The organism is Candidatus Tisiphia endosymbiont of Micropterix aruncella, assembly GCF_965178575.1.
In the GTDB taxonomy this organism is placed as follows: Bacteria; Pseudomonadota; Alphaproteobacteria; order Rickettsiales; family Rickettsiaceae; genus Tisiphia.
Window position 1 is genome coordinate 799,059 of record NZ_OZ238268.1, and the last position, 23,463, is coordinate 822,521.

Annotated in this window: 27 protein-coding genes, 1 tRNA gene and 1 pseudogene; 10 read left to right on the plus strand and 19 right to left on the minus strand. The window is 31.7% G+C overall.

Annotation, left to right across the window (positions count from 1 at the left end; genetic code table 11):
* The first annotated feature begins 94 nt into the window (after nt 1-94).
* Nucleotides 95-985 (plus strand): IS982 family transposase, encoded by an 891-nt coding sequence (locus ACN1AG_RS03925; protein ID WP_417905587.1) that lies wholly within the window; start codon nt 95-97, stop codon nt 983-985.
* Nucleotides 986-1,425: 440 nt separating this feature from the next.
* Here ACN1AG_RS03925 and ACN1AG_RS03930 read toward each other — a convergent pair whose 3' ends face one another.
* From ACN1AG_RS03930 to ACN1AG_RS03950, 5 genes are all read right to left on the minus strand, one after another.
* Nucleotides 1,426-1,980 (minus strand): recombinase family protein, encoded by a 555-nt coding sequence (locus tag ACN1AG_RS03930; RefSeq protein WP_367364662.1) that lies wholly within the window; start codon nt 1,978-1,980, stop codon nt 1,426-1,428.
* Complete coding sequence (locus ACN1AG_RS03935; RefSeq protein WP_417905524.1) at nt 1,980-2,369, minus strand: type II toxin-antitoxin system VapC family toxin; 390 nt, start codon at nt 2,367-2,369, stop codon at nt 1,980-1,982. The genes ACN1AG_RS03930 and ACN1AG_RS03935 overlap by 1 nt, the downstream gene beginning before the upstream one ends.
* Nucleotides 2,362-2,637, minus strand: coding sequence for an AbrB/MazE/SpoVT family DNA-binding domain-containing protein (locus ACN1AG_RS03940; RefSeq protein WP_417905525.1), 276 nt, complete (start codon nt 2,635-2,637; stop codon nt 2,362-2,364). The genes ACN1AG_RS03935 and ACN1AG_RS03940 overlap by 8 nt, the downstream gene beginning before the upstream one ends.
* Before the next feature lie 506 nt (nt 2,638-3,143).
* Entirely contained in the window at nt 3,144-3,665 is a 522-nt protein-coding gene (locus tag ACN1AG_RS03945) for a transposase (RefSeq protein WP_417905526.1), read from the minus strand.
* A gap of 155 nt (nt 3,666-3,820) precedes the next feature.
* Nucleotides 3,821-4,621, minus strand: coding sequence for an IS1380 family transposase (locus ACN1AG_RS03950; RefSeq protein ID WP_417905527.1), 801 nt, complete (start codon nt 4,619-4,621; stop codon nt 3,821-3,823).
* Nucleotides 4,622-5,016: 395 nt separating this feature from the next.
* Between ACN1AG_RS03950 and ACN1AG_RS03955 the strand changes: the two genes are divergently transcribed.
* Complete coding sequence (locus ACN1AG_RS03955) at nt 5,017-5,253, plus strand: AbrB/MazE/SpoVT family DNA-binding domain-containing protein (protein WP_417905528.1); 237 nt, start codon at nt 5,017-5,019, stop codon at nt 5,251-5,253.
* A complete protein-coding gene (locus ACN1AG_RS03960) occupies nt 5,246-5,491 on the plus strand; it encodes a PIN domain-containing protein (protein WP_417905529.1) in 246 nt (81 codons plus the stop codon). The genes ACN1AG_RS03955 and ACN1AG_RS03960 overlap by 8 nt, the downstream gene beginning before the upstream one ends.
* Here the strand turns inward: ACN1AG_RS03960 and ACN1AG_RS03965 are convergent.
* Nucleotides 5,453-6,799, minus strand: a complete 1,347-nt coding sequence (locus tag ACN1AG_RS03965; RefSeq protein ID WP_417905530.1) for an IS110 family transposase — start codon at nt 6,797-6,799, stop codon at nt 5,453-5,455. The genes ACN1AG_RS03960 and ACN1AG_RS03965 overlap by 39 nt on opposite strands.
* A gap of 269 nt (nt 6,800-7,068) precedes the next feature.
* Here ACN1AG_RS03965 and ACN1AG_RS03970 point away from each other — a divergent pair, with 269 nt between their 5' ends.
* Together ACN1AG_RS03970 and ACN1AG_RS03975 are read left to right on the plus strand one after the other, a co-directional pair.
* Nucleotides 7,069-7,227, plus strand: a complete 159-nt coding sequence (locus ACN1AG_RS03970; protein ID WP_417905531.1) for a hypothetical protein — start codon at nt 7,069-7,071, stop codon at nt 7,225-7,227.
* A gap of 230 nt (nt 7,228-7,457) precedes the next feature.
* Entirely contained in the window at nt 7,458-7,700 is a 243-nt protein-coding gene (locus ACN1AG_RS03975) for a hypothetical protein (protein WP_417905532.1), read from the plus strand.
* A gap of 127 nt (nt 7,701-7,827) precedes the next feature.
* Here ACN1AG_RS03975 and ACN1AG_RS03980 read toward each other — a convergent pair.
* The 4 genes and pseudogenes from ACN1AG_RS03980 to ACN1AG_RS03995 all read right to left on the minus strand — a co-directional run bounded on the left by ACN1AG_RS03980 (nt 7,828) and on the right by ACN1AG_RS03995 (nt 11,806).
* Nucleotides 7,828-8,395 (minus strand): annotated as a pseudogene (locus tag ACN1AG_RS03980) (transposase).
* A gap of 172 nt (nt 8,396-8,567) precedes the next feature.
* Nucleotides 8,568-10,670 (minus strand): alpha/beta fold hydrolase, encoded by a 2,103-nt coding sequence (locus tag ACN1AG_RS03985; RefSeq protein ID WP_417905533.1) that lies wholly within the window; start codon nt 10,668-10,670, stop codon nt 8,568-8,570.
* Between the two features lie 352 nt (nt 10,671-11,022).
* Complete coding sequence (locus tag ACN1AG_RS03990; protein WP_417905534.1) at nt 11,023-11,163, minus strand: hypothetical protein; 141 nt, start codon at nt 11,161-11,163, stop codon at nt 11,023-11,025.
* Nucleotides 11,144-11,806: a CADD family putative folate metabolism protein gene (locus ACN1AG_RS03995; RefSeq protein WP_417904532.1), complete on the minus strand. Its 663-nt coding sequence runs from the start codon at nt 11,804-11,806 to the stop codon at nt 11,144-11,146. The genes ACN1AG_RS03990 and ACN1AG_RS03995 overlap by 20 nt, the downstream gene beginning before the upstream one ends.
* A 233-nt stretch (nt 11,807-12,039) precedes the next feature.
* Between ACN1AG_RS03995 and ACN1AG_RS04000 the strand changes: the two genes are divergently transcribed.
* Nucleotides 12,040-12,930 (plus strand): IS982 family transposase, encoded by an 891-nt coding sequence (locus tag ACN1AG_RS04000; RefSeq protein ID WP_367363772.1) that lies wholly within the window; start codon nt 12,040-12,042, stop codon nt 12,928-12,930.
* Here ACN1AG_RS04000 and ACN1AG_RS04005 read toward each other — a convergent pair.
* Nucleotides 12,917-13,636, minus strand: a complete 720-nt coding sequence (locus ACN1AG_RS04005) for a sensor histidine kinase (protein ID WP_417905535.1) — start codon at nt 13,634-13,636, stop codon at nt 12,917-12,919. The genes ACN1AG_RS04000 and ACN1AG_RS04005 overlap by 14 nt on opposite strands.
* 710 nt (nt 13,637-14,346) lie before the next feature.
* Here ACN1AG_RS04005 and ACN1AG_RS04010 point away from each other — a divergent pair.
* A complete protein-coding gene (locus ACN1AG_RS04010; RefSeq protein WP_417905536.1) occupies nt 14,347-15,150 on the plus strand; it encodes a DNA adenine methylase in 804 nt (267 codons plus the stop codon).
* A gap of 16 nt (nt 15,151-15,166) precedes the next feature.
* Here the strand turns inward: ACN1AG_RS04010 and ACN1AG_RS04015 are convergent, their stop codons facing one another.
* The 7 genes from ACN1AG_RS04015 to ACN1AG_RS04045 all read right to left on the minus strand — a co-directional run bounded on the left by ACN1AG_RS04015 (nt 15,167) and on the right by ACN1AG_RS04045 (nt 20,273).
* The gene (locus tag ACN1AG_RS04015) at nt 15,167-15,856 is read right to left on the minus strand and encodes a tyrosine-type recombinase/integrase (protein ID WP_417905537.1); all 690 of its coding nucleotides are present in this window, start codon (nt 15,854-15,856) and stop codon (nt 15,167-15,169) included.
* 7 nt (nt 15,857-15,863) lie between these two features.
* Complete coding sequence (locus ACN1AG_RS04020; protein ID WP_417905538.1) at nt 15,864-17,114, minus strand: tyrosine-type recombinase/integrase; 1,251 nt, start codon at nt 17,112-17,114, stop codon at nt 15,864-15,866.
* 528 nt (nt 17,115-17,642) lie between these two features.
* Nucleotides 17,643-17,719, minus strand: a tRNA-Asp gene (locus ACN1AG_RS04025).
* Between the two features lie 242 nt (nt 17,720-17,961).
* Entirely contained in the window at nt 17,962-18,084 is a 123-nt protein-coding gene (locus tag ACN1AG_RS04030; protein ID WP_417905539.1) for a hypothetical protein, read from the minus strand.
* A 65-nt stretch (nt 18,085-18,149) separates the two neighbouring features.
* Entirely contained in the window at nt 18,150-18,914 is a 765-nt protein-coding gene (locus ACN1AG_RS04035; protein ID WP_417905540.1) for a CDP-alcohol phosphatidyltransferase family protein, read from the minus strand.
* A gap of 37 nt (nt 18,915-18,951) precedes the next feature.
* Nucleotides 18,952-19,647, minus strand: a complete 696-nt coding sequence (locus ACN1AG_RS04040) for a phosphatidylserine decarboxylase (protein ID WP_341748140.1) — start codon at nt 19,645-19,647, stop codon at nt 18,952-18,954.
* A 155-nt stretch (nt 19,648-19,802) separates the two neighbouring features.
* Nucleotides 19,803-20,273 (minus strand): RT0821/Lpp0805 family surface protein, encoded by a 471-nt coding sequence (locus tag ACN1AG_RS04045; RefSeq protein ID WP_417905541.1) that lies wholly within the window; start codon nt 20,271-20,273, stop codon nt 19,803-19,805.
* A 114-nt stretch (nt 20,274-20,387) separates the two neighbouring features.
* Between ACN1AG_RS04045 and ACN1AG_RS04050 the strand changes: the two genes are divergently transcribed.
* From ACN1AG_RS04050 to ACN1AG_RS04060, 3 genes are all read left to right on the plus strand, one after another.
* On the plus strand, nt 20,388-21,296 hold the full coding sequence (locus ACN1AG_RS04050; RefSeq protein WP_417905542.1) for a cation diffusion facilitator family transporter: 909 nt from the start codon (nt 20,388-20,390) through the stop codon (nt 21,294-21,296).
* A 10-nt stretch (nt 21,297-21,306) separates the two neighbouring features.
* Nucleotides 21,307-21,750: a nucleoside deaminase gene (locus ACN1AG_RS04055; protein ID WP_367364825.1), complete on the plus strand. Its 444-nt coding sequence runs from the start codon at nt 21,307-21,309 to the stop codon at nt 21,748-21,750.
* A 362-nt stretch (nt 21,751-22,112) separates the two neighbouring features.
* Nucleotides 22,113-22,745: a 2OG-Fe(II) oxygenase gene (locus ACN1AG_RS04060; protein WP_417905543.1), complete on the plus strand. Its 633-nt coding sequence runs from the start codon at nt 22,113-22,115 to the stop codon at nt 22,743-22,745.
* Between the two features lie 76 nt (nt 22,746-22,821).
* On the opposite strand, the gene ACN1AG_RS04065 is transcribed toward ACN1AG_RS04060, so the two are convergent.
* Complete coding sequence (locus ACN1AG_RS04065) at nt 22,822-23,463, minus strand: histidine phosphotransferase family protein (RefSeq protein WP_417905544.1); 642 nt, start codon at nt 23,461-23,463, stop codon at nt 22,822-22,824.

The window sequence follows — 23,463 nt, forward strand, 5'->3', positions numbered from 1 at the left end:
GATAAGGGATAAGAAAGAATAGTGTAGATATAAGAGTTGCAAGGAGTTAATGCCTGTGATAAATGTTTTTGTGGAAAAAGAAATAAACACAGGCATGAAAAAAGATATCACAGAATTATATAGTTTTATAGACGATTTTTGTAAAATTTACTATGAATACGAAAAAAAGAAATTATTACCAACAGAAAAACAAAGGAATCGCCGTTGTGATATGAGTTTAAGCGAGATTATGACAATTATGGTAATGTATCATACTTCTTATGCTAAAAACTTTAAATATTTTTATAAGACTTGTATAGAATATATCCACAAAGGTGATTTCCCAAAAGCATTGAGCTATAACCGTTTTGTCGAGTTAATGCCTAGATTGTTTGTCCCACTTAATATTCTTATGCATTTGTTATTTGGCGAGGAAACAGGTAGTTATTTTATTGATGCAACGACAATCAAGGCTTGCCATAATAAAAGGCGATATAGTAATAAAATATTTAAGGGGCTAGCAAAACATAGCAAATCATCAATGGGTTATTTTTATGGGTTCAAGTTACACTTAATTATTAATGAAAAAGGACAATTTATAGCATTAAAAATGACTAAAGGAAACGTTGATGATAGGATTCCAGTACCTGAGTTAACAGATGGTTTAACTGGAGTTATGTATGCAGATAAAGGATATATTAAGCAAAACTTATTCGTCAGTTTATATGAAAGAGGATTAAAAATGGTGCATGGGATTAAGAAAAATATGCCAAATAAATTAATGGATTTAAAGGAGAAGATTATGCTAAGAAAACGTAATTTAATTGAAACAGTTTTTGATTATTTAAAGAACAAAATGAACCTTGAGCATACTAGACACAGATCACCTATAAATGCTTTTGTTCATATACTTTCTACACTAGTTGCCTATTCTCTTAAGAAAAATAAACCTTCCATAAATTGCAATTTCAACTTCCCTCTAAATTATAACCTTATCCCGAATTGACGTGTTATCCACTCTTTTTTCTTCTTGTTAATCTTTTTGTCATGTACTGAGCATTTTTTCATCAACTTGATAGCATGATCTCTCGTTTGAAAGTATTGAAGACAATTTAATAATTGATAGAGATCAGTGGAATATTACATATTAACGCAATTCATTTCTACCAAAATTTTAAATTTCAAATAGAGCAATCTGAAGATGAGTAATTAACAGGACTTAGAATAAGGCAAAATAATTTGGCTCAATTTAGGCAATTTATCTTGGCACGTTACACATAAACTAACAGATGCGACAAAACCAGCAAGAATAGTTTGTAAAAAGGTTCTTAGAATTGATCCAAATATATGGGAAGCTACCAATGATCAGATAGTTCTGCTAAATTTAGCTGGAGTTCTTCTTTTATCTTTTTCAAATGAACCTAAAGCTAAAGAAGTTTAATAGCCCTATTGAGTATATTTTAATTCACGATATATTGTAGACCGCCCAATTTGTAATTGTTTTGCAGCGTTAGTAGGGGATATTCCGGTTTTAATTAATCTTAATGCTGCATCAAGTTTTTCTTTATCTAAGTTAGGACGCCCGGGAGTTTTACCTTTTAAACGTGCAGCATTGATTCCTTCCTTAGTGCGTTCTGAAATTAGTCGTCTTTCAAAATGGGCAATAGCACCGAATACATGGAATACAAGTTCTCCAGCAGCAGAAGAGGTATCAATCTTTTCTTCAAGAGACATCAAACCAATCTTATTTTCCTTAAGATATTCTACTGTTTCAAGCAATTCTTTTAAACTGCGTCCCAAACGATCGAGTCGTACTATACAAAGTAAATCATTGGGTCTAGCATAAGCAATTAATTCCTCCAATCCCGGACGTTCAAATATTCTACCACTGATAACATCTTCAAATATTTTAATAGCTCCCGCTTTTTTAAGACGGTGTCTCTGAGAATCTAAGTCTTGTTGTTGCGTTGATACACGTGCATATCCCAAAATATCAGTCATTACCTTGCCATTATGAATTCAATATCAAGGTCAACTTTTTGCCATATCTTATCACAAGTAAGTATAGGGTAATTTTTAAACATTGCTAAAGCAATACACCCCCTATCTCCTAAGGATAGACCATACTGTTTTGTCTTTTTGATTATTTTTGCTGTTATTAATGCTTGTTCTTCACAAAAATCTATAATTTTGATACCGGAAAGCTTTATCAGGTTTCTACAGTCGTCTTCTGTTAAATTTTGTACTTCAATACAGTATTTGTATACTTCCGCAATATTTACACTTGAGATTATTGCATATTTCATATGCTGCCTTATGGATTCATATCCAAATTCTTTTGCGAATAGCATTATAAGAGCAGAGGAATCAAACACTATTTTATTAGCCATTTTTTATACTTCTATTTTCTTCTATTTGGTATTCTTCATACTTTCTGTTTATAAAATCATCTACCACTGAATCTTTTCTATTATTTTGGTTTTTTGTAAAGATTGCATGCATCTCATCTATTATTTGGTTAGCATTAATTATCTTTACCTCATTTTCATAAACTTCTAGATTAACTTTATCACCCGGTTGTATATTAAGCCTTTCTCTTATTTCTGATGGAATTAATACTCTGCCATGTTGATCCATATTTGTTATTAATTTCTCCATATTCTATACCAAATACTTGTTTAAGTCACTTTATCATTTATTATTATATGTCATTTAGATAAATTAAGCAACAAATTTATAGATTTACTATGTCTAAAAAATGAACGTTTTATAGATGGGAGTGAAGAATGTAAAAAGTCTTGCTAAAACTCTCTAAAAAGCGTCTCTAAAATACGTCCCTAAATCTAACGTGTCTATAAATATTTTTCCTATGTTTTAAAGACATCATTTTTGAAAAAAAGAAAATGCATCCGGATTTTTTTTCTAACATTTCAACAACATCTTTCTGTACTCTTTGAAATGTGCTATTCAAATCTCTTCCACTTAGCCCGCATATTGCATGAAGTGTGTATGAATATGAGTTGAGTTGTAAATTAGTATATAAATCTTACATACTGGTTAATTTTCTTACAAAATATATCTAAAATCATGATTTTTTCTGATTTTAGATAAAATTCCCCCTTACCCCCTTTTTTATATGTGCCGGGAACAGCACTATAGTTAGCTCATTCTAGAGCTAACACCTTCAGGACACTATTCCATATATGCTGATAAGGATATGATGAAGCTAACAAGAATTTGATACTTCTAGTATTACGAATAATTATAGCTCCAATTTTAAATAGTTTTAAACGTATAGTACCAACTTGTGCTTTGGCTAGTTCCGTGCCTTGCAATAGTTTATCACGAATATATTCTATCAAAGTGTATGCTAACCCGGATAAAAGCAATCTCAACTGGTTAGCCCACCATTTATGACAAGAAGTACGATCAGCAAACAACTCTAATTGCTGCTCCTTAATACGATTCTCCATATCGCCACGTGTGCAATAAATTTTGTCGTATAAATCTTCAGGCTTACCTGCTAAATTAGTTACTACATATCTTGGATTCTCACCAAGGCTACCTACTTCAGCTTTACCTATTATCTTGCGTTGATGACTCCAGCTACCAGCTTGATATTGAAATTCGCTAAAAAGACGTTGCTTTTCTTTTGTTGCAGCAAATTGCTCACTAGCCTGTTGCATAATACGTTAATTCGGGATAAGGATTAGTAAAAATGCTTTAGCTATAACTAATACAAGATTTTGGATATGTATAAATTGCATTTCTGTGAATTCATACATTAATTGCTCTTCGTAGTGTATATATGTCTGCTATTTTTACTAATCCTTATCCCGAATTAACGTATAATGGGTGCAAGCAGTTTATTAAGATTATTATTTTTTGCCATGCCAACTATATACTTCACATTATTACTATCGCACCAATCTAACATTTTATGTCGGCAGAATCCACCGTCACCACGAAAAATAATCTCAACCTCAGACCATGCTTTACGTAGATACTTTACTAATAACGATAATATCACCCATGCATGCTTAGCTTGATCTTGATCTGATGGACGTAAATAGTTAACTAATAACTTTTTTCCACAAAATACGTATAAAGGTAAAAAACAATTATGACGATAATAACCGTGATAAAACTTACCTTCCTGATTACCGTGAATCTCATCATCTGTGGCATCAAAATCCAGTATCAGTGACGAAGGAACTGTTTTATATGATGCAATAAATTTATCCAGCATCAACTTATGTACCTCTATGGCAAACTGACGATCAGCTTTATTCTCAAAACGGCATAAAGTAGAGCTGCTAGCCATATCTTCGAGTGTACCGACAGTTGTTTGTAAAGCTGGACATTTTCTTAAATGATCATGATCATTTAAGTCTTCATAACCAAGAGCAATCGAGTAAATACGCTGCTTGAGTATTGAAACTAAGCTGTGAGTAATTTTACTAGGATTACGTTTATCAGGAAATAATTTTGCCAAATCATTAGTGATACCAAGTCTTCTATCTGCTTCTCCTAGCAACAACGCACCTCCATCGCTACTAATATCACCACCAGTGAAATTTATTGCTAATTGACGATTTTTTACTTTGGTAAATTGGTAATTTGATGCTATACAATTTGTCATGGCAAAACTCCTTGGTCTAATGCTTTGTAACACTAGTATTATATAGCACTACAGGGGTTTTGTCTCCTCCTATCTCATGCAATATCCAAGCTAGGTCATTTATAGGGATACCTGTACCATTAGCTGTAACGTGCCAAGATAAATTACCTAAATTGAGCCAAATTATTTTGCCTTATTCTAAGTCCAGTTAATTACTCATCTTCAGATTGCTCTATTTGAAATTTAAAATTTTGGTAGAAATGAATTGCGTTAATATGTAATATTTGGCTACGCGTTATCTACTTATTTTCTTCTCTCCTTAATCTCTTTGTCCTGTACTGAGGATATTTTTAATACTTTTATAAATTTATTCTCTAGGATATAATTAGTTACACTAAATCAATAAAGGTACTAGAATGTCATATAGAGCAAAAGGAGGTAAAGTTTCTATACCATCTGCTTACAGGAAATATCTTAATATAGCAGATGGAGAAGAAATAATCTTTACTGCCAAAGAAGGTGAAGTGGTCATTTCTCCTATGAAATTTCTTCTTGAAAAAGCACGTAAAACTATCAATAAGTATCACCCTTCTAGTGAGAGTTTGGTTGATAGATTAATTGCTGAAAGAAGAAATGAGGCAAGAAATGAATAAGGTAGTATTAGATGCTTCTGCCCTACTTGCTTTAATTAAATATGAAACAGGAGCTACAGAAGTAGAAAAACTTCTAGGTAATATAATTATGTCAAGTGTAAACGTCTCTGAAGTAGCAGCAATATTGTTAGACTCTGATATGACTGAAGAAGAATGCAAGAATTCTATAGAGCCTTTTATTAGCTCTTCCAACAAACTGCTACATAACATATTGATTTTCAGTATTTTCTGCTGTTAAAGTAAATCCTAATTCTTTTGCACGTTTTTCAAGAGCCTGTACTAATTTGTTCTTGTATTTTTGTTCATAATTGCTTATACCTTGCTCAACATATACTTGTCCAAATTTCAACAACCTATAAAATAAGCAAGCTATTTTCCTGGCAGTTGCTGTGATAGCTTTTGGAGTTCCTTTACTGATTTTTATTCTACGCATAAATGATCCAATAGCGGTTTTGGTTTTACCTGCTGCGGCAGCTGCAATTCTGAAAGCAGTGGAAGCTCTGTTGATTACTTTTCGAGTTCTAGTACTAAAGACTTTTTCACCAGTTATTTTATTAGCAGGGCTTAAACCCAACCATGAAGCAAAGTGGTTTTCTGACTTCCATTGCGACATATCTGTACCGACTTCAGATATAATTGTTTGGATAGTTAGTACATTAAGTCTTGGTATTGTACTAAAGTCAAGACCAGTCATGTTATAGAGTTCCTGCTTAAGATTAAATTTAGGTCTGTTGCTACCGGCTCTTTTTGAGTCATCTTTTATTACTTCATTCCCTTTGGGTTCAAAATCTTTATAATGCCCTTCTATTTCAATATCAATCTCTTCAATTTTTTTTAGATAACCCATGTATAATTCAAACTCCTGCTTCAACACAAAGAGATGTTCCTTGCGATAATCACCTTGTAGTGACTTAATTATAGTTTCTTCACTACTTTTGATTCGGTAATCTCTAAATTTTGCCAATTTTACTGGATCACGCTCACCACCTATAATCGCTCTGATGATTGCCATACCTGTTGTACCTGTGATGTCGGTAATTACATTACGTAGTTGCATATTCATCTCTGTTAAAGCCTTTTGCATACGAAATACATGCGTTGTAGAGTTTTTGATCAGACGCTCTCTTTGACGTATATAACTTCTTAGTACACAAACACTATCTTCAGGTCTGAATGATGACTGTAATAAACCACAACTATGTAATTTTTGTAGCCATTGGGCGTCTTGTACATCACTTTTGCGTCCAGGGACATTTTTAACATATTTAGCATTGACTAGATATACTTCAAAACCTCTTTGTTCGAGTATTTGAAATACTGGTATCCAATACACACCGGTTGACTCCATAGCTATAGTTTTAATACTACATTTTTTTAGCCAATCAGCAATCTTATGCAAGTCATCAGTAAAACTCCCGAATCTTCTTACATATTCTTTGTCCCGATCTTGTGGAACACAAACATAATGTGATTTTGATCCTATATCAATTCCAGCAGCATCAGGATTGATAATTTGTAATGTATTGGTATTATTATCGTTGTTCATAATAAATCCTCCTTATAGTATAGTTGCACATTAATCTTAACATGAACCTGCTACAAGTCAGAGGGATTTAAAAAATTATACTCTTCCAAACGAGGTATCAATGTCTGATCCATCAATGTACAAAACACCATCCTCCAAAGTCACGCTCCTAATCGGGTACAGAAAACACCATTGAGCTTATCGACCATAACTCTTGTACAGATCCGGTTCTAATTTTAAGGTATTGCATCAGTTTATTCCATTATAAACTTGACCGCGAAGCGTATCAAGTGTGGGCTCTTAAAAAACATACAAAACACAAAGGTCTATCTTTTGGCGATAGAGCTTGTATAGCACTTGGTATCAAACTAAATGTTTCTATATATACTGCTGATAAAGCTTGGTATAACTTAGAAATCAATCAAGCAGATATTAAGTTAATAAGGTGATGTTATTATATTAAAATATTTTTAAAAGACAAATTAATATTTATGAGCCTATAAACTATTTTACAAAAGCTGATTACAATCTACAAAGAACTTTCTGGGGCTATTTATATGCTCCCATAGTCATTTGGCTCAATTGATGACATGCCCTAGTAAAAGTATATTACAAAAGTATTAAATTTCCTAACTATCTTGTAACACAGATTTTTCCCTAGGAAAGATCGTTTAATATTTTGTACACAGCGGCACGACTTATACCCATCTTAGGTGTTACAGATCCTAGACAATCAGGTAAAACTACTCTTGCTAAAATGTTGTTTTCTCATTTACCTTATGTTTCTTTAGAAAACTTAGACATTAGAACTCAAGCACGACAAGACTTACGTTCATTTCTAGCTCATTTAGAAATAAACCTTTTTGTAAATGCATTTAATAATGTCTTTAACGATGAGCATTTTCACTTGAAACAGTTATAACATACATGCAAAAAATTATACTGATTAATTTTAAGCATGCCAAGCAAAAAAGTAATATTTACATGGCTACAAATCTTATAATAAAATCCCTACCAACATCATTCTTTAGGCGTTTTAAGATGCGAGTTTAGGATAAGAGCGAATTCTGATTAACAGAAATAACGGATTTTAAGCTAAGTTTTTTAATAGCATATCCTACAACACAAGCAAAAATATGGACTAAAAAATTAACAGGCGATCTATTCCTTGAATGCTCTAGACACGTGTTATTTTTTAGTACATTGAATACTGATTCAATTAGAGTTCTCTTTTTTAACAGTTCTTTATCTTCTATTTCAAGTAAATGTTTTTTCATATCTTTGCGAATACTAGTAAATAAACGTAAGCTTCTTGCTAAAAGTTTGTTAAATAGCTCCTTTGATATATAAGCCTTGTCACTAAATAATTTGCCTTCTAACCCTTGAGTCATAGATAAAACAGTAGAGATATCACTTCGGTTTCCTTTAGTAATTTTTAAAATCTTTGCAGGGAGATAAATAAAAATATAATACTATAGTTAATAATTCACAAAGGTCTAAACTTCCTTGTCTATGGCGTTTACTATTACAAAGTAGCAACTTCTTATCTTCCCATTCTTGATAAATTTTACAAAAATTAGCTATTAAATAATATACTGTTGTGATACATTTCTTCATGTTGAGTTATATTGATTTTGCTTAAAAAAACTTCTTATAATTCTACTTCTTTTTTTTAAAAAACCTTTTCTTATTATCATTCCAAACAATCCTTATCCTAAACTCGTGTTTTTAAGCACTTTTTTGTCTAGAAGATGAGTCGTTAATAGACATGAGATTTATGGCAACAATTTTACTTTACTAGACTACTAATGGAATGACTAATGACTCGTTCAGCCTCTTTATCATTTACAGTCTTTCCATTTAAAAGGAAATTAGCACCTTTTAAGTCTTCACCTATTGATTCTGCTCTACCACCAAGGATTTTTGCTAAAAATTGTTCTATTAATGCATAATAAGACAACCTATTTTCTGGCTTTACAAATCCATGCCCCTCATCATTGTATAATGCATAAATTACTGGTATATTTTTACCTTGCATTACTTTAACAATTTGATCTGATTCGGTCTGTTTTACTCTAGGATCATTAGCACCTTGAGCTATAAATAAAGGTTTCTTTATTCTACTTGCAAAGGTTAACGGTGACATTTGATCAAGGGTTTCTATATCTTTTTTAGTATCCCAAGGACCGATCCTTTTCTTGAAGCTATTAAGAATTGGTTCCCAGTATGGCGGAACACTCTTAATTAACGTAAGAAGACTAGATGGACCAACAATATCAACACCACAGGCAAATATATCTGGGGGGAAAGTTAGCCCTACTAAAGTGGCATAACCACCGTAACTTCCGCCCATAATAGCCACCTTTTTAGGATCAGCTATCTTATTCTCTATAGCCCAATTAACTGCATCGATTAAATCGTCATGCATTTTACGTCCCCATTGCATATTCCCGGCATTAATAAAGTTTTTACCAAAGCCAGTAGAACCTCGGAAATTAACACTTAAAACTGCATATCCACGATTTGCTAGCCATTGGTGCGTTGTACTTAACCCCCAACTATCTCTTGCCCATGGTCCACCATGAACATAAAGCACTAATGGCATTGGTTTATTTGGATAGATTTTATCCCTTAAAGCTACTTCAGTAGGAAATGTGATATAACTTACTAAATCTAAACCATCACGAGCTTTAATAACTACAGGGAACATCTCAGCAAGTTTATATTTCTCTAGATTTTCTCTATTACTAAATAGGAACTTAGCTGTCCTTTTATTTCTATCATATTGATAATATTTAACAGGGGCAACATCACTTAAATAAGCAACCAGCCAAGCTTGATCATCTAGTGTACGAGTATTAATAGTTATTTTTCCAGGATTAACTTCTTTCAAATATTCAATATCACTTTTAATTGAATCATCTAATATATTGTAAGTGGTTTTATCATAGTTAATAGCTACAGCCTGGATAGTCTTTTCAGTAGGGTGTGAGGTAAATACTTTAACATCAGCTCTTTTGTCTTTAGCAATTATTTTGGATTTTCCATTTTTTAAATCCAACGATTTAAGAATTGCCGTATTACTTTCTCTGCTATCTAATAAATAAGCAATGGTACCCGTCTTATCAAAACCTATAATTCTTGTATTCAATGAATCCTCTACAGATACAGTCATGAAAGGAATCCAATTATTATCTTTGAACTCAAAATATTCCTGACCTCCATCTTGATTAGTAAAAGTAGCAAAACGTATTTGAAGATCATCGTCTACAATAAATCCAGAAAATTTATTATTTTCTATTACTAATTTTTTAGTGTTATCAAGAAGATTTACTTTATAAATGTCAAAATATCGCTTATCTCGATCATTTATTCCAATTAATATTTCATTGGGTATTCTCTCACTTATTCCATAAATTAGTCCCTTAACATCTCTTGCTGGAGTAAGAAGAGTTGTATTTTGGGTTTTTAAGTTAAATGCATAAATACGAAAATTTTCATCTCCTTTATTATCTTGAGCATAGAGTATATGTGTACCACTAAAGGTCCAAGCGTAGGATTCTATTCCTCTGTCTTTATCATCTGTGACTGGTTGAGCCTTAGATGGGTCACTACTTGGTCCAATCCAAAGATTTAAGACCCCGTCTTTAGGTGCTAAGTAACTAATATATTGACCATCCGGACTTAGAGTCACCATTGCTTTATCTGGATTACTGAACAAAATTTGACGCTGAATAATTGGGTGATCAGCAAAAGAGACTGGTATATTGGATATAAATATAACTACTAATGTTAAAAAGGTTAGAATAATAGAAATTAGTTGGCTCTTCTGTACTTTTAGAGAAGAAGCTTTATCACTTTGAGTATTAAGGAGTAAGGTAGTTTTGTTCATTATTTCCACAACGTTTTTGTTATCGTATAATAACCATTATACGAATAAGAGAATAAGATTCAATGTATCTTTTTATTATAAGCTATTATACCAATACTTACAGGTAGAAAGAATAGACTTACAGGAGGTGTGGCGAATAAATGTTTGTTCGATGACTAAATATAATAAGACAGAGGGTAGTATTACGATTAAATTTACAGATGACATAATACGTCAATTCGGGATAAGGATTAGTAAAAATGCTTTAGCTATAACTAATACAAGATTTTGGATATGTATAAATTGCATTTCTGTGAATTCATACATTAATTGCTCTTCGTAGTATATATATGTCTGCTATTTTTACTAATCCTTATCCCGAATTAACGTTAATTACTTTTGAAGTTATAGCTACAACATCCCCTTCTTTTAAATCCGCAATATACTGAGTCAATATAGTTTGTAATGACTCACCATATTGGATTTTATGAGTTTTAATGGCATGAATTTGCATATAACCCTTCCATCCCATCAAGAAATTGCCAAAGTAATTTGCCTCCCTTCACGGCTCCATAATGTACTTGTTTTTGTTTTATGCTATTAAGTTTGTTAATCAGCTTAATAAGTTCATTGGTATGCCATATATCAGTTTTTGCATGAACAACGAAAAATTCTAAGGTTCTTTGATTGTGAATATTATAATATTTTTTCAGACCATCAATCTTGACTTTTGATACGGTTGGAGTTTGTCTTTCATAAGCATATAATGCTCCAAGCCCAGTAGAATAATCTGTTTGAGTTAACTCAAAAAAAACATTAACCAATCTTTTTGTTGACTCAAATTTTGGATTCTTATCATCATCTCGAGAAACACCTAATCCTTCGATAAAACGTAACCATAGCTCCGGATGATTATTGTCACCTTGTTCTTCATCAACTAAATTCTCTAATAAGACTTGTCTAGCCTGGATATCAGCACATAAAGCGTGAATCTGACTGATATATCTAGGAAAAGCAGCAACATGATGATAATATTCTTGAGCATAAACGTTCAGTGTATTCCTATTCAAAATACCATTATTCCAAGCTTGATAAAATGGATGTTTAAGTAAAGACCATTTTTCCAATGCATCATCTAAATTATTTATAAATTCCATGAAACCTCCTCAGGGTTTTTTAATAAATAAATTGTATAATCATTTGATTTCTTTAGTACATATCTTGTCCATCTTTTGAAATACCGAAGATCCAAATATACATCACCAAAATATAATTTATGTATTACGTCAGTTCGGGATAAGATATAGATGAAATAGTAATAGATAAAAGGATTGTCAAAAAGGAGTGCCTGCAGTATTTATATTTTTAAACAAAAAAACAAACTACAGGCATGAAAAAAGATATCACAGAATTATATAGTTTTATAGATGATTTTTGTAAAATTTATTTGGAGTATGAACAGAGAAAGTTATTACCATCAAATAAGCAGAGAAATCGCTGTTGTAGCATGAGTTTAAGTGAAATGTTAACAATAATAATTATGTTTCATACATCCTATGCTAAGAATTTTAAATTTTTCTATAAAAGTTATATAGAGTGCATGCATAAGGATGATTTCCCTAAAGCCTTGAGTTATAATAGATTTGTTGAATTAATGGCACGATTATTCATACCGCTAAATATGTTGATTCATTTGTTGTTTGGTGAAGAAACAGGTATTTATTTTATTGACTCTACAACGATTAAAGCTTGTCACAATAAAAGGCGTTATAGCAATAAAGTTTTTAAAGGATTAGCCAAACATAGTAAATCCTCTATGGGGTATTTTTATGGTTTTAAATTACATGTAATAATCAATAATAAAGGGGAGTTTATGGCATTAAAAGTGACCAAAGGCAATGTAGATGATAGGGTTCCAGTACCGGAGTTAACAAAAAGATTAACTGGAATTATAGCAGCTGATAAAGGTTATATTAAGCAAAATTTGTTCTTAAATTTATATGAAAGAGGCTTAAAAATGATTCATGGAATTAAGAAGAATATGGAAAATAAATTAATGGATTTGAAAGAAAAAATCTTACTTCGAAAGCGTAACTTAATTGAAACAGTTTTTGATTATCTAAAAAATAAAATGAACCTTGAACATACTAGACATAGATCACCAATAAATGCCTTTGTCCATATATTATCTACTCTTGTTGCTTATTCATTAAAGAAAAATAAACCTTCAACAAAATTTGATTTTAATCTACATGTTCTCAATATCCTTATCCCGAATTGACGTAACTAGTAAAGGTAAGAGAGCCATCGAGACTACCTAATTGCTTATAGATATATTGTTGTATTTGTTCAGACATATCAATAGCCGTATTATGAATAACGAATTGTAAAATATCTTTATCATTTTGTGATTCTAAGGTTCTTGCAGCAAAAAAATTGCTAGTTAAAATAATAGTATCTTTTTCAGTGAAAATAATGGCATTACTAATTAGCTGAGTTAATATTGTTTTAATTCGAAAGCTATCACCAATGACACTAAATGGCAGATTGCCAAAATGATTCTCCAGTTTTATGCCTTTATACTTAGATGTTCTGATTAGTTTAGCAATAACGTCCTCTATTAACTGAAAAGGGCAAAATTCCTTAGAAATTATAGGTATTACGCTTGTGCTAGTAGCTGAGCTTGAATAGCACTTAATAAAATCTAGCATATTTTGGAAGAGATCAAATAATTCTTTAGTATAATCGGTAATATCATCTATAGACAACTGATGTATCTGAGCATTATCTGTTCCATGAATTATCTCTATACAGTTCCAAATGTTACTACAGGAAGCGTTTATGTTAAGAGCTGTATTTTTTATGAAGTCTTGGTGTATTAAAATATTTTGTTGTAGCTCAAGAATAATGTCACTACTAATATTATTTTTTTCATTGAAAATTTTATTTTGTTTGTTTTCTTGTTGATTTTTAATATCGGTAGGCATAGAATTAACTCCTATTTTATTCGTTAAAGTAGACACTGAGGTTAGAAAAAAATTTGAACGATTAGTATCTAACCTTAGTGCTTGACATTTACATTATTGTAACGTCGTCTTAACAAATACTATCATTTTTCCTCAGAGTACAGCGGTTTTTTCACGATTAGTAATTTTTTTATAAAAATTTTTAGAATAGTGTTAAACTAGAGACAGTGAGTAAGATTATTTTTATAGTCGCTAACTAAACAGCTGAGAAGCAAGCCACGTTAATTCGGGATAAGGATTAGTAAAAATAGCAGACATATATACACTACGAAGAGCAATTAATGTATGAATTCACAGAAATGCAATTTATACATATCCAAAATCTTGTATTAGTTATAGCTAAAGCATTTTTACTAATCCTTATCCCGAATTGACGTAAGCCGTAAATTAGTTGTTCAAACAAGCTGCCTGATGCGGTTAATTGAATAAGCATCTAATTATCTACTTGCATTTTAAGGCAAATATAAGCCTAAAATTGTATCAGGTTTTTTTGCACCAAACAAAGCTAATTGTTTAGCAGAAGAAAGGGTGTACTTCCATTGACCATGACTTTTAAACCACCATTTTTACCAATATACCAATGATTCTTGTAGCATTTTTGTGATATTTATGATACAATGAGTAAGATATTTATATAATTAGTCTTACTTGAATAATGAATACTTACCACCATGGTTACTACCCAAAATAAGTCATTACCATTTTTCAACTGGGTTGGTGGTAAAAGAAAACTTGCTGATCAATTAATAAAATATGTTCCTGCTACCTTCAATAATTATTATGAGCCGTTTCTTGGTGGTGGTGCATTATTCTTCAAAATAAAAGATAGGTGTCAGAAATGTTTTTTATCTGACATTAATTTAGAATTAATTACCAGCTACAATGCTGTAAAAAAGAATCCAACAGCAGTAAGTGATTTATTTGCAACCCATAAAAAACAACACTCAAAAAAATATTATTATCGCGTACACAAACGCAATGACAGCAATGACCCGACTAGCATTACGGCTAGATTTCTCTATTTAAATAAATATTCTTTCATGGGTATGTATCGAGTTAATAAGAGTGGTAAACTTTGTTTGTCCTTTTCTTCTAAGAAATATAATAGTGCTAATATTGATAAGAAACTACAGCAATGTAGCAATTTTCTAAGTGATGCCTCAATTTACGTTACTGACTTTTCGTTTATCGAGCCTAAAGAAAATGATTTTGTCTATTTTGACCCGCCGTATTACCAAGCCGGGGAAAGATTTTATACGAGACTGCCCTTTGATAAGAATGAACAAATTAGACTAAGAGATTTCGTTAAAGAACTAACTAGCAAAGGTGTAAAACTAATGATTTCTAACAGTAATACTGACTTCATCAGAGAAATATACCAAGACTTTACAATAAATACTATTGACGCCAAATATGCCCTAACCGGACAGAAGGAAATCACTAGAGAGGTTGTCATTACTAATTATGTAAGGTAATTAGTAATGGCACACTTTACATTGTCCTTGTGTTTTGCCTATATTTAAGCTCTCTTATCTGTTGTTCCAATTCTTCTATCTTCCGTTGTCGTGTTTCATTTTCCCTTCTCTGTGTTTCCATAGATTCTCTAACTTGATCGCTCATAATATCACATATTTTGGTTGTGCTTATATCTTGATAACCTAAAGCCTCCCATATTCTCTCTCTATCCTCTCCAGCTTTACTCATCCAAATATCATGCGTCATTCTTAAGTCATGAATCATTAAACCGTCAATACCAGTCAATTGGCAAATTTTCTGCCAACTCTTAATCGTCTCTTGTAAATGATTACTATTTTTACTATTAGGAAATACCCATACTGAATCAATATTATTCTCCTTATACCTTCTTGCTAATATGGTTAGGGCATCTTTCACTAAATGAACTTTTTTTGACTGGTTGTGCCATATCATATCTTCAAAATTAATATCCTGCCATCTCATAGATAAAACCTCACCTTTCCTTGCTCTAGTGAATAACACTATTAAGAAAAAATCTGCCATTTTCCTATTTGGCTCGGCATTAATTACCTCAAAAAACTTTGACATTGCTTCTTTAGTACCGATAAATCTTCTCCTGATTTCTTTTTTACGTAGTTCAATATCCCCTGTTGGATTTTTCTTTTTTATAGCTTTGTTAGTACAATAAAGTAAAGTGGTTATCATATGATGCCTACTTAATTATGTTGTTGGTGTCAGTAGTGTTTTTTTTGTCAAAAATATTATCAGCTTTTTCCATAAATTCTCTAACAGGGTCTATACTTAATCGTGCATAAATTGCTGTTGATCTAGGGCTTTTATGGTTAAGAGCTTTACCAATAACATACTGACTTGCTCCAGCAATAGCCATCCAACTTCCCATAGTTCTACGAAGATCATGTAACCTAAAATCTTTAAGACCAGCTTTTTTCCTAATCCTGTTCCATGCTCTTTTGGGATCTTCTAGGTGTCCACTTTTACTATTATGATCACTTGGAAACACCCAAGGACATTCGCTATGACGTTGCTCATTTCTTGTCTTTAAGATTTCCACAGCTTGTTTTTTTAAAGGAACTAAATAAGGTTCACCCTTTTTAGGGTCGGGTACATACCATGTTGCATCAGCTAAATTGATATTATTCCATTGCATTGACAAAATATCGCCCTTCCTAGCTGCAGTATACAAATGCATAAGAATAACATCTTGTATTATTTGAGGTTCTTCTTTTACAACCGCAAGAAAGCGTTCTTTTTCTTCAGCTAGTAAATATCTATCCCTTGACTTTTCCGGATGTTTTATAATACAAGTTATCGGATTGTTTGCTACTATCCCCCATTCAACAGCTCTATTAAATATTCCTATGAATCTCTGAACACATTTATTAGCCGTAATTTTTTTGCCATCTTTGGTGAGGTCATTAAAAATCTTTTGTACATCATCTCTATTTATACTAGATAGCTTTCTAGTATAAAGATGTTTAGCTTGTCTATTAATGTCAGCAACAACGTTCTTATAACGCTTTATTTTGTGTTTGGCGTAGTCTTCAATATATTTATTATAAAAAAATTCTTTAAAGGTCATTTCCTCTTTTAATTCTTGAACTTTTGGCAAAATAGGATTTACCCCTTTAGCAAGCTGGTTTTTTAATTCTGCTGCCTTTGTTCTTGCTTCTGTAATAGAAATATCATCAGGAGAAGGATTTAGTTTATTAGGAAAAGAACCTAATTTAATTTTGTAACGTGTACCATTAATTTTTTTGCTTAGAAAAAAACTTTTAGTTCCTAAATATGATACATTTAGGACTAGTCCTCTTTCTTCGGTATCTCTATAAACATGTTGGACAATTTTAGGGCGAATAATTTTGCCCTTACTATCTTTTTCTGCTTTAGGTGGAATAATTTTTTCTAAAATCTCTTTAGTAAAGTTAAATGAATTTTTTGCCATAAATACCTACCTTAAATTATATTTATTTAAGTGATAAAACTAACCTAGCTCAATCTAATTGTCTTAAAGTTAGTTAATTAATTAACTAATTTTATACTAGTCATAATAAAATAATTACCGCTGATGGAAATAGTTTGCAAGAGTTAATTTATTAAGAATGAGAATTAAAATAAGGAAGTGTTTAAAAGTGGTATTTTGACAACTTGAATTATATTTTTAGTAATTAAAACTAGGACAAGCAATTATTTTTAAAATGGTAAGACTCAATTTTAAGTTGATTCAATTCATTGTTGATGATAGAAATAATTAACTATTATTTGCTAAGTATTTCAATAAATAAAGTGCTAAAAAATACTAATTTTGTGTGTACACGATATGTGTTTTTTTACCAAAATAACCTACGAATTAGTTGTAAATTGACAAGTAATACAATTTCCTATACTATTAAAATTCAACCTAATTAACCGGAGGAAATACCATGAGTATCAGGCTTTTAACGGAAATATTGCTAATATCGCTGATAAGAACTGGCGGGAGTGACGGGACTCGAACCCGCGACCTTCTGCGTGACAGGCAGACGCTCTAACCAACTGAGCTACACCCCCTTTATCAGGCTTACTATGACATATAGGTAAGCCGTAATATATATAAAGTCAACTCCTATGTCAAGAACTCATCAGTAACTAATTTAACTCGATTTCTTATATTGAATTTGGGCTAAATAATATTAGCTACTTATTGTTAACGAAAACCAACTACTACATATTTTGATCAGATTTCAACAACACGTTTTAGGTAAGAATTATCTTAGATATAAACTTTATATCTTGTTTCTAAAATATCTAAGTTAAACAACCATTTTTTTTAAGGATATTTCTTCCCATTTATCAAAAGATTCTTCTACAATTTCTTGGGCTTTTTCGATAGACCAATTCTCCAAAGCGTTCGAGTATACTATATTTATACTCATAGACTGTAAAAAGTAAGTCCTTCTCCTTGACTAACTTACTTGTCCCTAGTTATTATGCCACAAATTTAATAGAATTTCTTACTAATAAAATAACATACTGGTATAGATAACATATATATAAAGGCAATGGATGGTAACAAATACCATGGATATATAATAAGACTTATAATGATAACAGCAAATACCATCATCGCTAATGATAAATATTCATGTTTTATATTAATATTTTTTGTTGAAAATGTTGGTAGGCTGCTGGCAAGTAAAAAAGCAATTACAACAATATATAAATCTATCATAATGGTATGTTCACGGATATTGATATCTAAAACGCTACTCACTTCAAAATCCAAAATCATTGGCATTAGAGCAAGTAAAGCTCCACAAGGTGCAGGCACGCCAGTAAAAAAATATTCTATTTTCTTATTATGTATCTCATGAAAAATAGTAGTATTAAACCTTGCAAGCCTTAAGGCCATGCATACCATAAACAATAATATAGAACCCCATGAAAGTACTTTATATTCATATTGTTGGAAAGACCATAAATATACAAGATAAGCTGGGACTACTCCAAAATTAGCAAAATCACATAATGAATCCAGTTCAGCACCAAAAGGACTGGTAGCATTTAGCATTCTTGCTATCCTACCATCAATTCCATCTATTATAGCTGCAACTAAGGTGCAATATACAGCCTTTTCCCATCTACCATCTAATCCAAATTTAATAGCACTAACGCCAACCACAAGACCCAATAAGGTGATAAAATTAGGAAGCAATTTTATAAACGGAATTGGTTTTGTTATTTTAACTTTGTGTATTTTAAGCAATTTATACCTGTATACTTATATTAAAGCAGTAAGAGTATTATCTTTTTTCAAACTTAAGTTCAGATGTTTTCTTGATCCTAAAATCAGCAATAATAGTTTCTCCACCAACTGAAGTCTGCCCCTCAGTAACACAAAGTGCAGTTTTAAGCGGCAAATAGACGTCAGCTCTACTACCAAAGCGGATGATACCATACCTATCGCCAACCCTAACCTCAGTATCTTCTTCTAAATCACATAATATTCTTCTTGCTATTAATCCTGCTATTTGAACAAAAGCAATTTTATGACCACTATTTGTTTCCATTAAAACAGACTGACGTTCGTTATATATACTTGCCTTATCAAGAGAGGCATTGAAAAATTTTCCTGGATTATAATGTAGGGATAAAATCTTTCCATTAGCTGGAATACGATTTACATGAACATTAAAAATATTCAAAAAAATACTAACTCTAATCATTTCCTGATTACCAAGACCAAGTTCTAGCGGAGGAACTGCTTCAGTTATTTTTTGCACTGTTCCGTCTGCTGGACTGACTACTAGATCGTCACTAATAGGGGTAAATCGATCCGGATTCCTAAAAAAATATATACACCAAATGGTTATAACTAATCCTACATATCCAAAACTATTATGAACAGTAGAAAGTAAAAAAGTCACAACTGCAAAGCTTACGATAAATATGTAGCCTTCACGATGAATAATCTTCGAAAAATCACTATATTGCTTCATTCTCACTCTCTAATTTTGTTACGTTATCCCATTTACTTAAGGGTAATTTAAAAGTTGGTAGGGCTTACAATAGAAACAATCAGGCTTAGTACTAGCCTGATTGTTATATTCTAAACGGGGTATAAAGGTCAACTAATGATAAATTTTGATAGAGCTTAACGCACAATTTCCCATTGCCCGTCTGGTCTACGACAAGCTTTCCCATAAACTTTTTCTTGTTTACCACCCACAACAGCTACCTGAGTATACTCACGGCAATACTGACCACTATCGTCTTTGAAAGCTTTGTTTGGTGTTACATACCCGTAATTACCACTATCTGGATTACGCCACTCTACACTCTGACCACTAGGAGCAGCCTCTAATGCTTTCTGAGAACTTAGCTCTGCCAATTTCCTATCATGCTCATCCATAGTCTGACCAATTTGACCACCAATAAGTGCACCAGCTAAAACACCTATACCAGTTGCGGCAAGACGACCAGTCCCTTTACCAAATTGTGATCCTAAAAGTCCGCCAGCTACACCGCCAATTAGCGTTCCACCACCTTGTTTATTCATACCAGAACAGCCGTGTAACATTGTTGTTGCTAAAATAATTGCTATAATTTTGCATGTTAAATTCATAAAAACCATATGTTTAAGAGTTACGTTATTTGACACACCCTAGGGTTAGTATATACTATACACTAATATATACTAACACTAATACATTTTATACTATAAAATCGAAAATTTTCTATGACTAATTCAGAGCATCAAGTTTTAATCAAGTCTGCATCTTACTTGTCTTTTAGTATAGCTGTATTCATTTTATTTATTAAATCTTATGCGTGGCTTGTAACTGATTCTCAATCTATTCTAGCATCTTTAATTGATACTATGCTTGATATTTCATCATCTCTTATTAATTTGATTGCTATTCGTTTTGCACTGCAGCCACCTGATTATCACCATAGATTTGGGCATGAAAAAATCCAAGATTTAGCAATTTTTTCACAAGCAGTATTCTTTTTTGTTTCTAGTATATTTATTGGTTTTTCTTCTGTAAAGTCCCTTATTGATGGATCAGTCCCAAGCAATATAGAATCTGGCATTAATGTACTATATTTATGCATTATCCTAACTGTTATTTTGGTGGCTTATCAAACTTATGTGATAAAAAAAACTGGTTCTGAAATAATCAAAGTAGATAAATTACATTATTTTACAGATTTACTAACAAATGTTGGCGTAATTGTTTCTATAAAATTAAGTACTCATTTTTGGTTTATAGATTCATTATTTGGCATTGGTATTGCAATATATATAATATATGCCTCTTATGCTTTATTCAAAAAAGCTTTTAAAAATCTTATTGATGAAGAAATGCCTGAAGAAGATAGAAAAAAAATTCTCTCAATAATTACTAGATTTAAAGAAGTAAAAGGTATACACGAAATGAAGACTAGATATGCTGCAAGTAAGCCGTTTATACAATGCCACATAGAAATGGACGGAGATATGTCATTGTATAGTTCTCATTATCTTAGTGATAAAATTTATAGTGCATTGCTATTAGCGTTTCCAGGTGCAGAAATAATTATTCACCTAGATCCATATGGTTATGAGGAAAAAGTGAATTACCGTGAAAACATCAACCGAATTTAACAATTTCTTCATGGAGGAAGCTTTAAAGCAGGCACAACTTGCTTTTAATGAAGATGAAATTCCGGTAGGTGCTATTATAGTTAATAGAGTAAGTAACAAAGTTATTTCAAAGGCTCATAATATTGTTGAACAAACAAAGAATCCGCTACTCCATGCTGAAATTGTCGCGATAAATCAATCTTGCCAAATTCTATCTAGTAAGAATCTATCAGACTGTGATATGTATGTTACTTTAGAACCATGTACAATGTGTGCTGCTGCAATATCTTTCGCTAGAATAGGCAGATTATTTTACGCAGCAAATGACCCAAAACAGGGAGGAGTTGAAAATGGGGGGCGTTTCTTTAACAGTAAATCTTGTTTCTACCATCCTGAGATATATAGTGGTTTCTCAGCAAAAATTTCTGAGAATTTAATGAAGGAATTTTTTAAAAAAGTCAGATCACTGGAATAGATAGGGTAGTTTAAAAATCACATTAAATCAAAGATATGATTAATTTTGAATAAAAGAAGATAAAAAGCCAGTTCGATATAAGAATTAATAATTCTTATATCGAACTGAGGTTATTTACATCTAGACCTACTATTTTATTCATGATATAATCTCCTTCATCTTATTGTGCAAGGCTACTGTATCCCCGTACCTTCTGCAATTTGTTCAAAGCAAACTTAACGATAAGAGGGTACTTATTCTGTCTACTCGATAATCAAGTTTTTATTAAGTTATATAATTCGGGGCAGTTTAAAAGTCATGAAAAGAAGCCGAAAAGATGTCATTCCCGCGTAGGCGGGAATCTAAAAGAAGAAATTAATTTTATGTCTTTTGCATTACTAAATTTAGATGAATTGGAATCAGCTTTGGTATCTAATTCTCCTTATACTTATATGGTTGCTAAAAATGTAATTAATATAGATAAAAAAGATATCGTTTCTAACGATTATCCCCAAATAAAGAGTGCTGGTTTTTTTCCTCTTGAAAGTATAAAATATGAGGGAGTTTTTAAAAAATTAATCCAAGAATTGCAAGCTCCTAAACTTGCTGATATCTTGACTAAAAAACTAAAGATTGAGCTTAAAGATAAGCCTTTTTTGATAACTATAAGGAGGTGGTCAGCAAAATATGATGGCAGGATTCATAATGACAGTAAATCTAAAATTGTTACGGCTTTATTATATTTAAATGACAACTGGTCACACGGTAAGGATGGGGGTAGTTTTCGGATATTAAAGGATAAAAAAAATTTTGAAAGTGCAGCAGCTATTATTCATCCGGAATTTGGTTCTTTTGTAGCATTTGTTCGCTCTGAAAATTCGTGGCATGGTCATATGTCGTTTGAAGGGGAGAGGCGAGTCATTCAAATAACTTGGCTTAATAGTATGGAAGATCTTGAGCGTAAGAATAAAAGAGGAAAATTAGCATTGTTTTTAAAAAATATGTTTAAGTTGTAGGTTCTAGATAGCATAACATTCTTTCTGTAAATTGAATGTTAAACCGCTTACTCACGTTAAATTTACAGAAGAAATGTTACATTATCTTCTTTGTGTTATTTGCAATAAGTGCGACAAAATCGGTTGATGGAGTAATAGCTAACTTATAACAATATTCCGTAATTAAGTAGTAAGTGTAATATTCGTGAACATTTTCTATATTTACATCATCAATAGTTCTTTTCCCAAGCAAAATATCTGCTCTATCCTGATCAAACCTGAGGTTTGGAGCTGTTACTACAATTTTTATACCAATAAAATTGTCATTTTGTATCTCTAGTTCAACCTTAATAACAGCATCTCTGTATATATTGCTAGATGCTGTAACAATTAAACACATAATAATCTGAGCTATATTGTCATCGATATTTGTGCTGATTAACCTTGTGAACACTAGTTTAATATTATGATTTTTTGATTTTAAAAAATCAGTACTTAATCTATTAATTTCTGCAATAGCAATTTTGTTCCCCTCAGAAGGTAGAGAGTATAAATAACGATAAAACTGTAAATAGCTCATGAGTCTATTTGTACTATCCTGAACCAATTTAGTAGCTTTCTCTTGATACTCTATAGTTTTTATTAACCCAATAGCGTTATCTATAGCACCTATTGATCCTGCAAAATCATGACATATTTTTTCATTTAAAGCTTGGCATAATTTTAGTGAATTTAACAT

What these genes read in the sequence shown, in the direction of transcription:
- ACN1AG_RS03925 (WP_417905587.1), top strand. Translation starts at nt 95, where the DNA reads ATGAAAAAAGATATCACAGAATTATATAGTTTTATAGACGATTTTTGT.
- ACN1AG_RS03930 (WP_367364662.1), bottom strand. Translation starts at nt 1,980, where the DNA reads ATGACTGATATTTTGGGATATGCACGTGTATCAACGCAACAACAAGAC.
- ACN1AG_RS03935 (WP_417905524.1), bottom strand. Translation starts at nt 2,369, where the DNA reads ATGGCTAATAAAATAGTGTTTGATTCCTCTGCTCTTATAATGCTATTC.
- ACN1AG_RS03940 (WP_417905525.1), bottom strand. Translation starts at nt 2,637, where the DNA reads ATGGAGAAATTAATAACAAATATGGATCAACATGGCAGAGTATTAATT.
- ACN1AG_RS03945 (WP_417905526.1), bottom strand. Translation starts at nt 3,665, where the DNA reads ATGCAACAGGCTAGTGAGCAATTTGCTGCAACAAAAGAAAAGCAACGT.
- ACN1AG_RS03950 (WP_417905527.1), bottom strand. Translation starts at nt 4,621, where the DNA reads ATGACAAATTGTATAGCATCAAATTACCAATTTACCAAAGTAAAAAAT.
- ACN1AG_RS03955 (WP_417905528.1), top strand. Translation starts at nt 5,017, where the DNA reads ATGTCATATAGAGCAAAAGGAGGTAAAGTTTCTATACCATCTGCTTAC.
- ACN1AG_RS03960 (WP_417905529.1), top strand. Translation starts at nt 5,246, where the DNA reads ATGAATAAGGTAGTATTAGATGCTTCTGCCCTACTTGCTTTAATTAAA.
- ACN1AG_RS03965 (WP_417905530.1), bottom strand. Translation starts at nt 6,799, where the DNA reads ATGAACAACGATAATAATACCAATACATTACAAATTATCAATCCTGAT.
- ACN1AG_RS03985 (WP_417905533.1), bottom strand. Translation starts at nt 10,670, where the DNA reads ATGAACAAAACTACCTTACTCCTTAATACTCAAAGTGATAAAGCTTCT.
- ACN1AG_RS03990 (WP_417905534.1), bottom strand. Translation starts at nt 11,163, where the DNA reads ATGCAAATTCATGCCATTAAAACTCATAAAATCCAATATGGTGAGTCA.
- ACN1AG_RS03995 (WP_417904532.1), bottom strand. Translation starts at nt 11,806, where the DNA reads ATGGAATTTATAAATAATTTAGATGATGCATTGGAAAAATGGTCTTTA.
- ACN1AG_RS04000 (WP_367363772.1), top strand. Translation starts at nt 12,040, where the DNA reads ATGAAAAAAGATATCACAGAATTATATAGTTTTATAGATGATTTTTGT.
- ACN1AG_RS04005 (WP_417905535.1), bottom strand. Translation starts at nt 13,636, where the DNA reads ATGCCTACCGATATTAAAAATCAACAAGAAAACAAACAAAATAAAATT.
- ACN1AG_RS04010 (WP_417905536.1), top strand. Translation starts at nt 14,347, where the DNA reads ATGGTTACTACCCAAAATAAGTCATTACCATTTTTCAACTGGGTTGGT.
- ACN1AG_RS04015 (WP_417905537.1), bottom strand. Translation starts at nt 15,856, where the DNA reads ATGATAACCACTTTACTTTATTGTACTAACAAAGCTATAAAAAAGAAA.
- ACN1AG_RS04020 (WP_417905538.1), bottom strand. Translation starts at nt 17,114, where the DNA reads ATGGCAAAAAATTCATTTAACTTTACTAAAGAGATTTTAGAAAAAATT.
- ACN1AG_RS04030 (WP_417905539.1), bottom strand. Translation starts at nt 18,084, where the DNA reads ATGAGTATAAATATAGTATACTCGAACGCTTTGGAGAATTGGTCTATC.
- ACN1AG_RS04040 (WP_341748140.1), bottom strand. Translation starts at nt 19,647, where the DNA reads ATGAAGCAATATAGTGATTTTTCGAAGATTATTCATCGTGAAGGCTAC.
- ACN1AG_RS04045 (WP_417905541.1), bottom strand. Translation starts at nt 20,273, where the DNA reads ATGAATTTAACATGCAAAATTATAGCAATTATTTTAGCAACAACAATG.
- ACN1AG_RS04050 (WP_417905542.1), top strand. Translation starts at nt 20,388, where the DNA reads ATGACTAATTCAGAGCATCAAGTTTTAATCAAGTCTGCATCTTACTTG.
- ACN1AG_RS04055 (WP_367364825.1), top strand. Translation starts at nt 21,307, where the DNA reads ATGGAGGAAGCTTTAAAGCAGGCACAACTTGCTTTTAATGAAGATGAA.
- ACN1AG_RS04060 (WP_417905543.1), top strand. Translation starts at nt 22,113, where the DNA reads ATGTCTTTTGCATTACTAAATTTAGATGAATTGGAATCAGCTTTGGTA.
- ACN1AG_RS04065 (WP_417905544.1), bottom strand. Translation starts at nt 23,463, where the DNA reads ATGTTAAATTCACTAAAATTATGCCAAGCTTTAAATGAAAAAATATGT.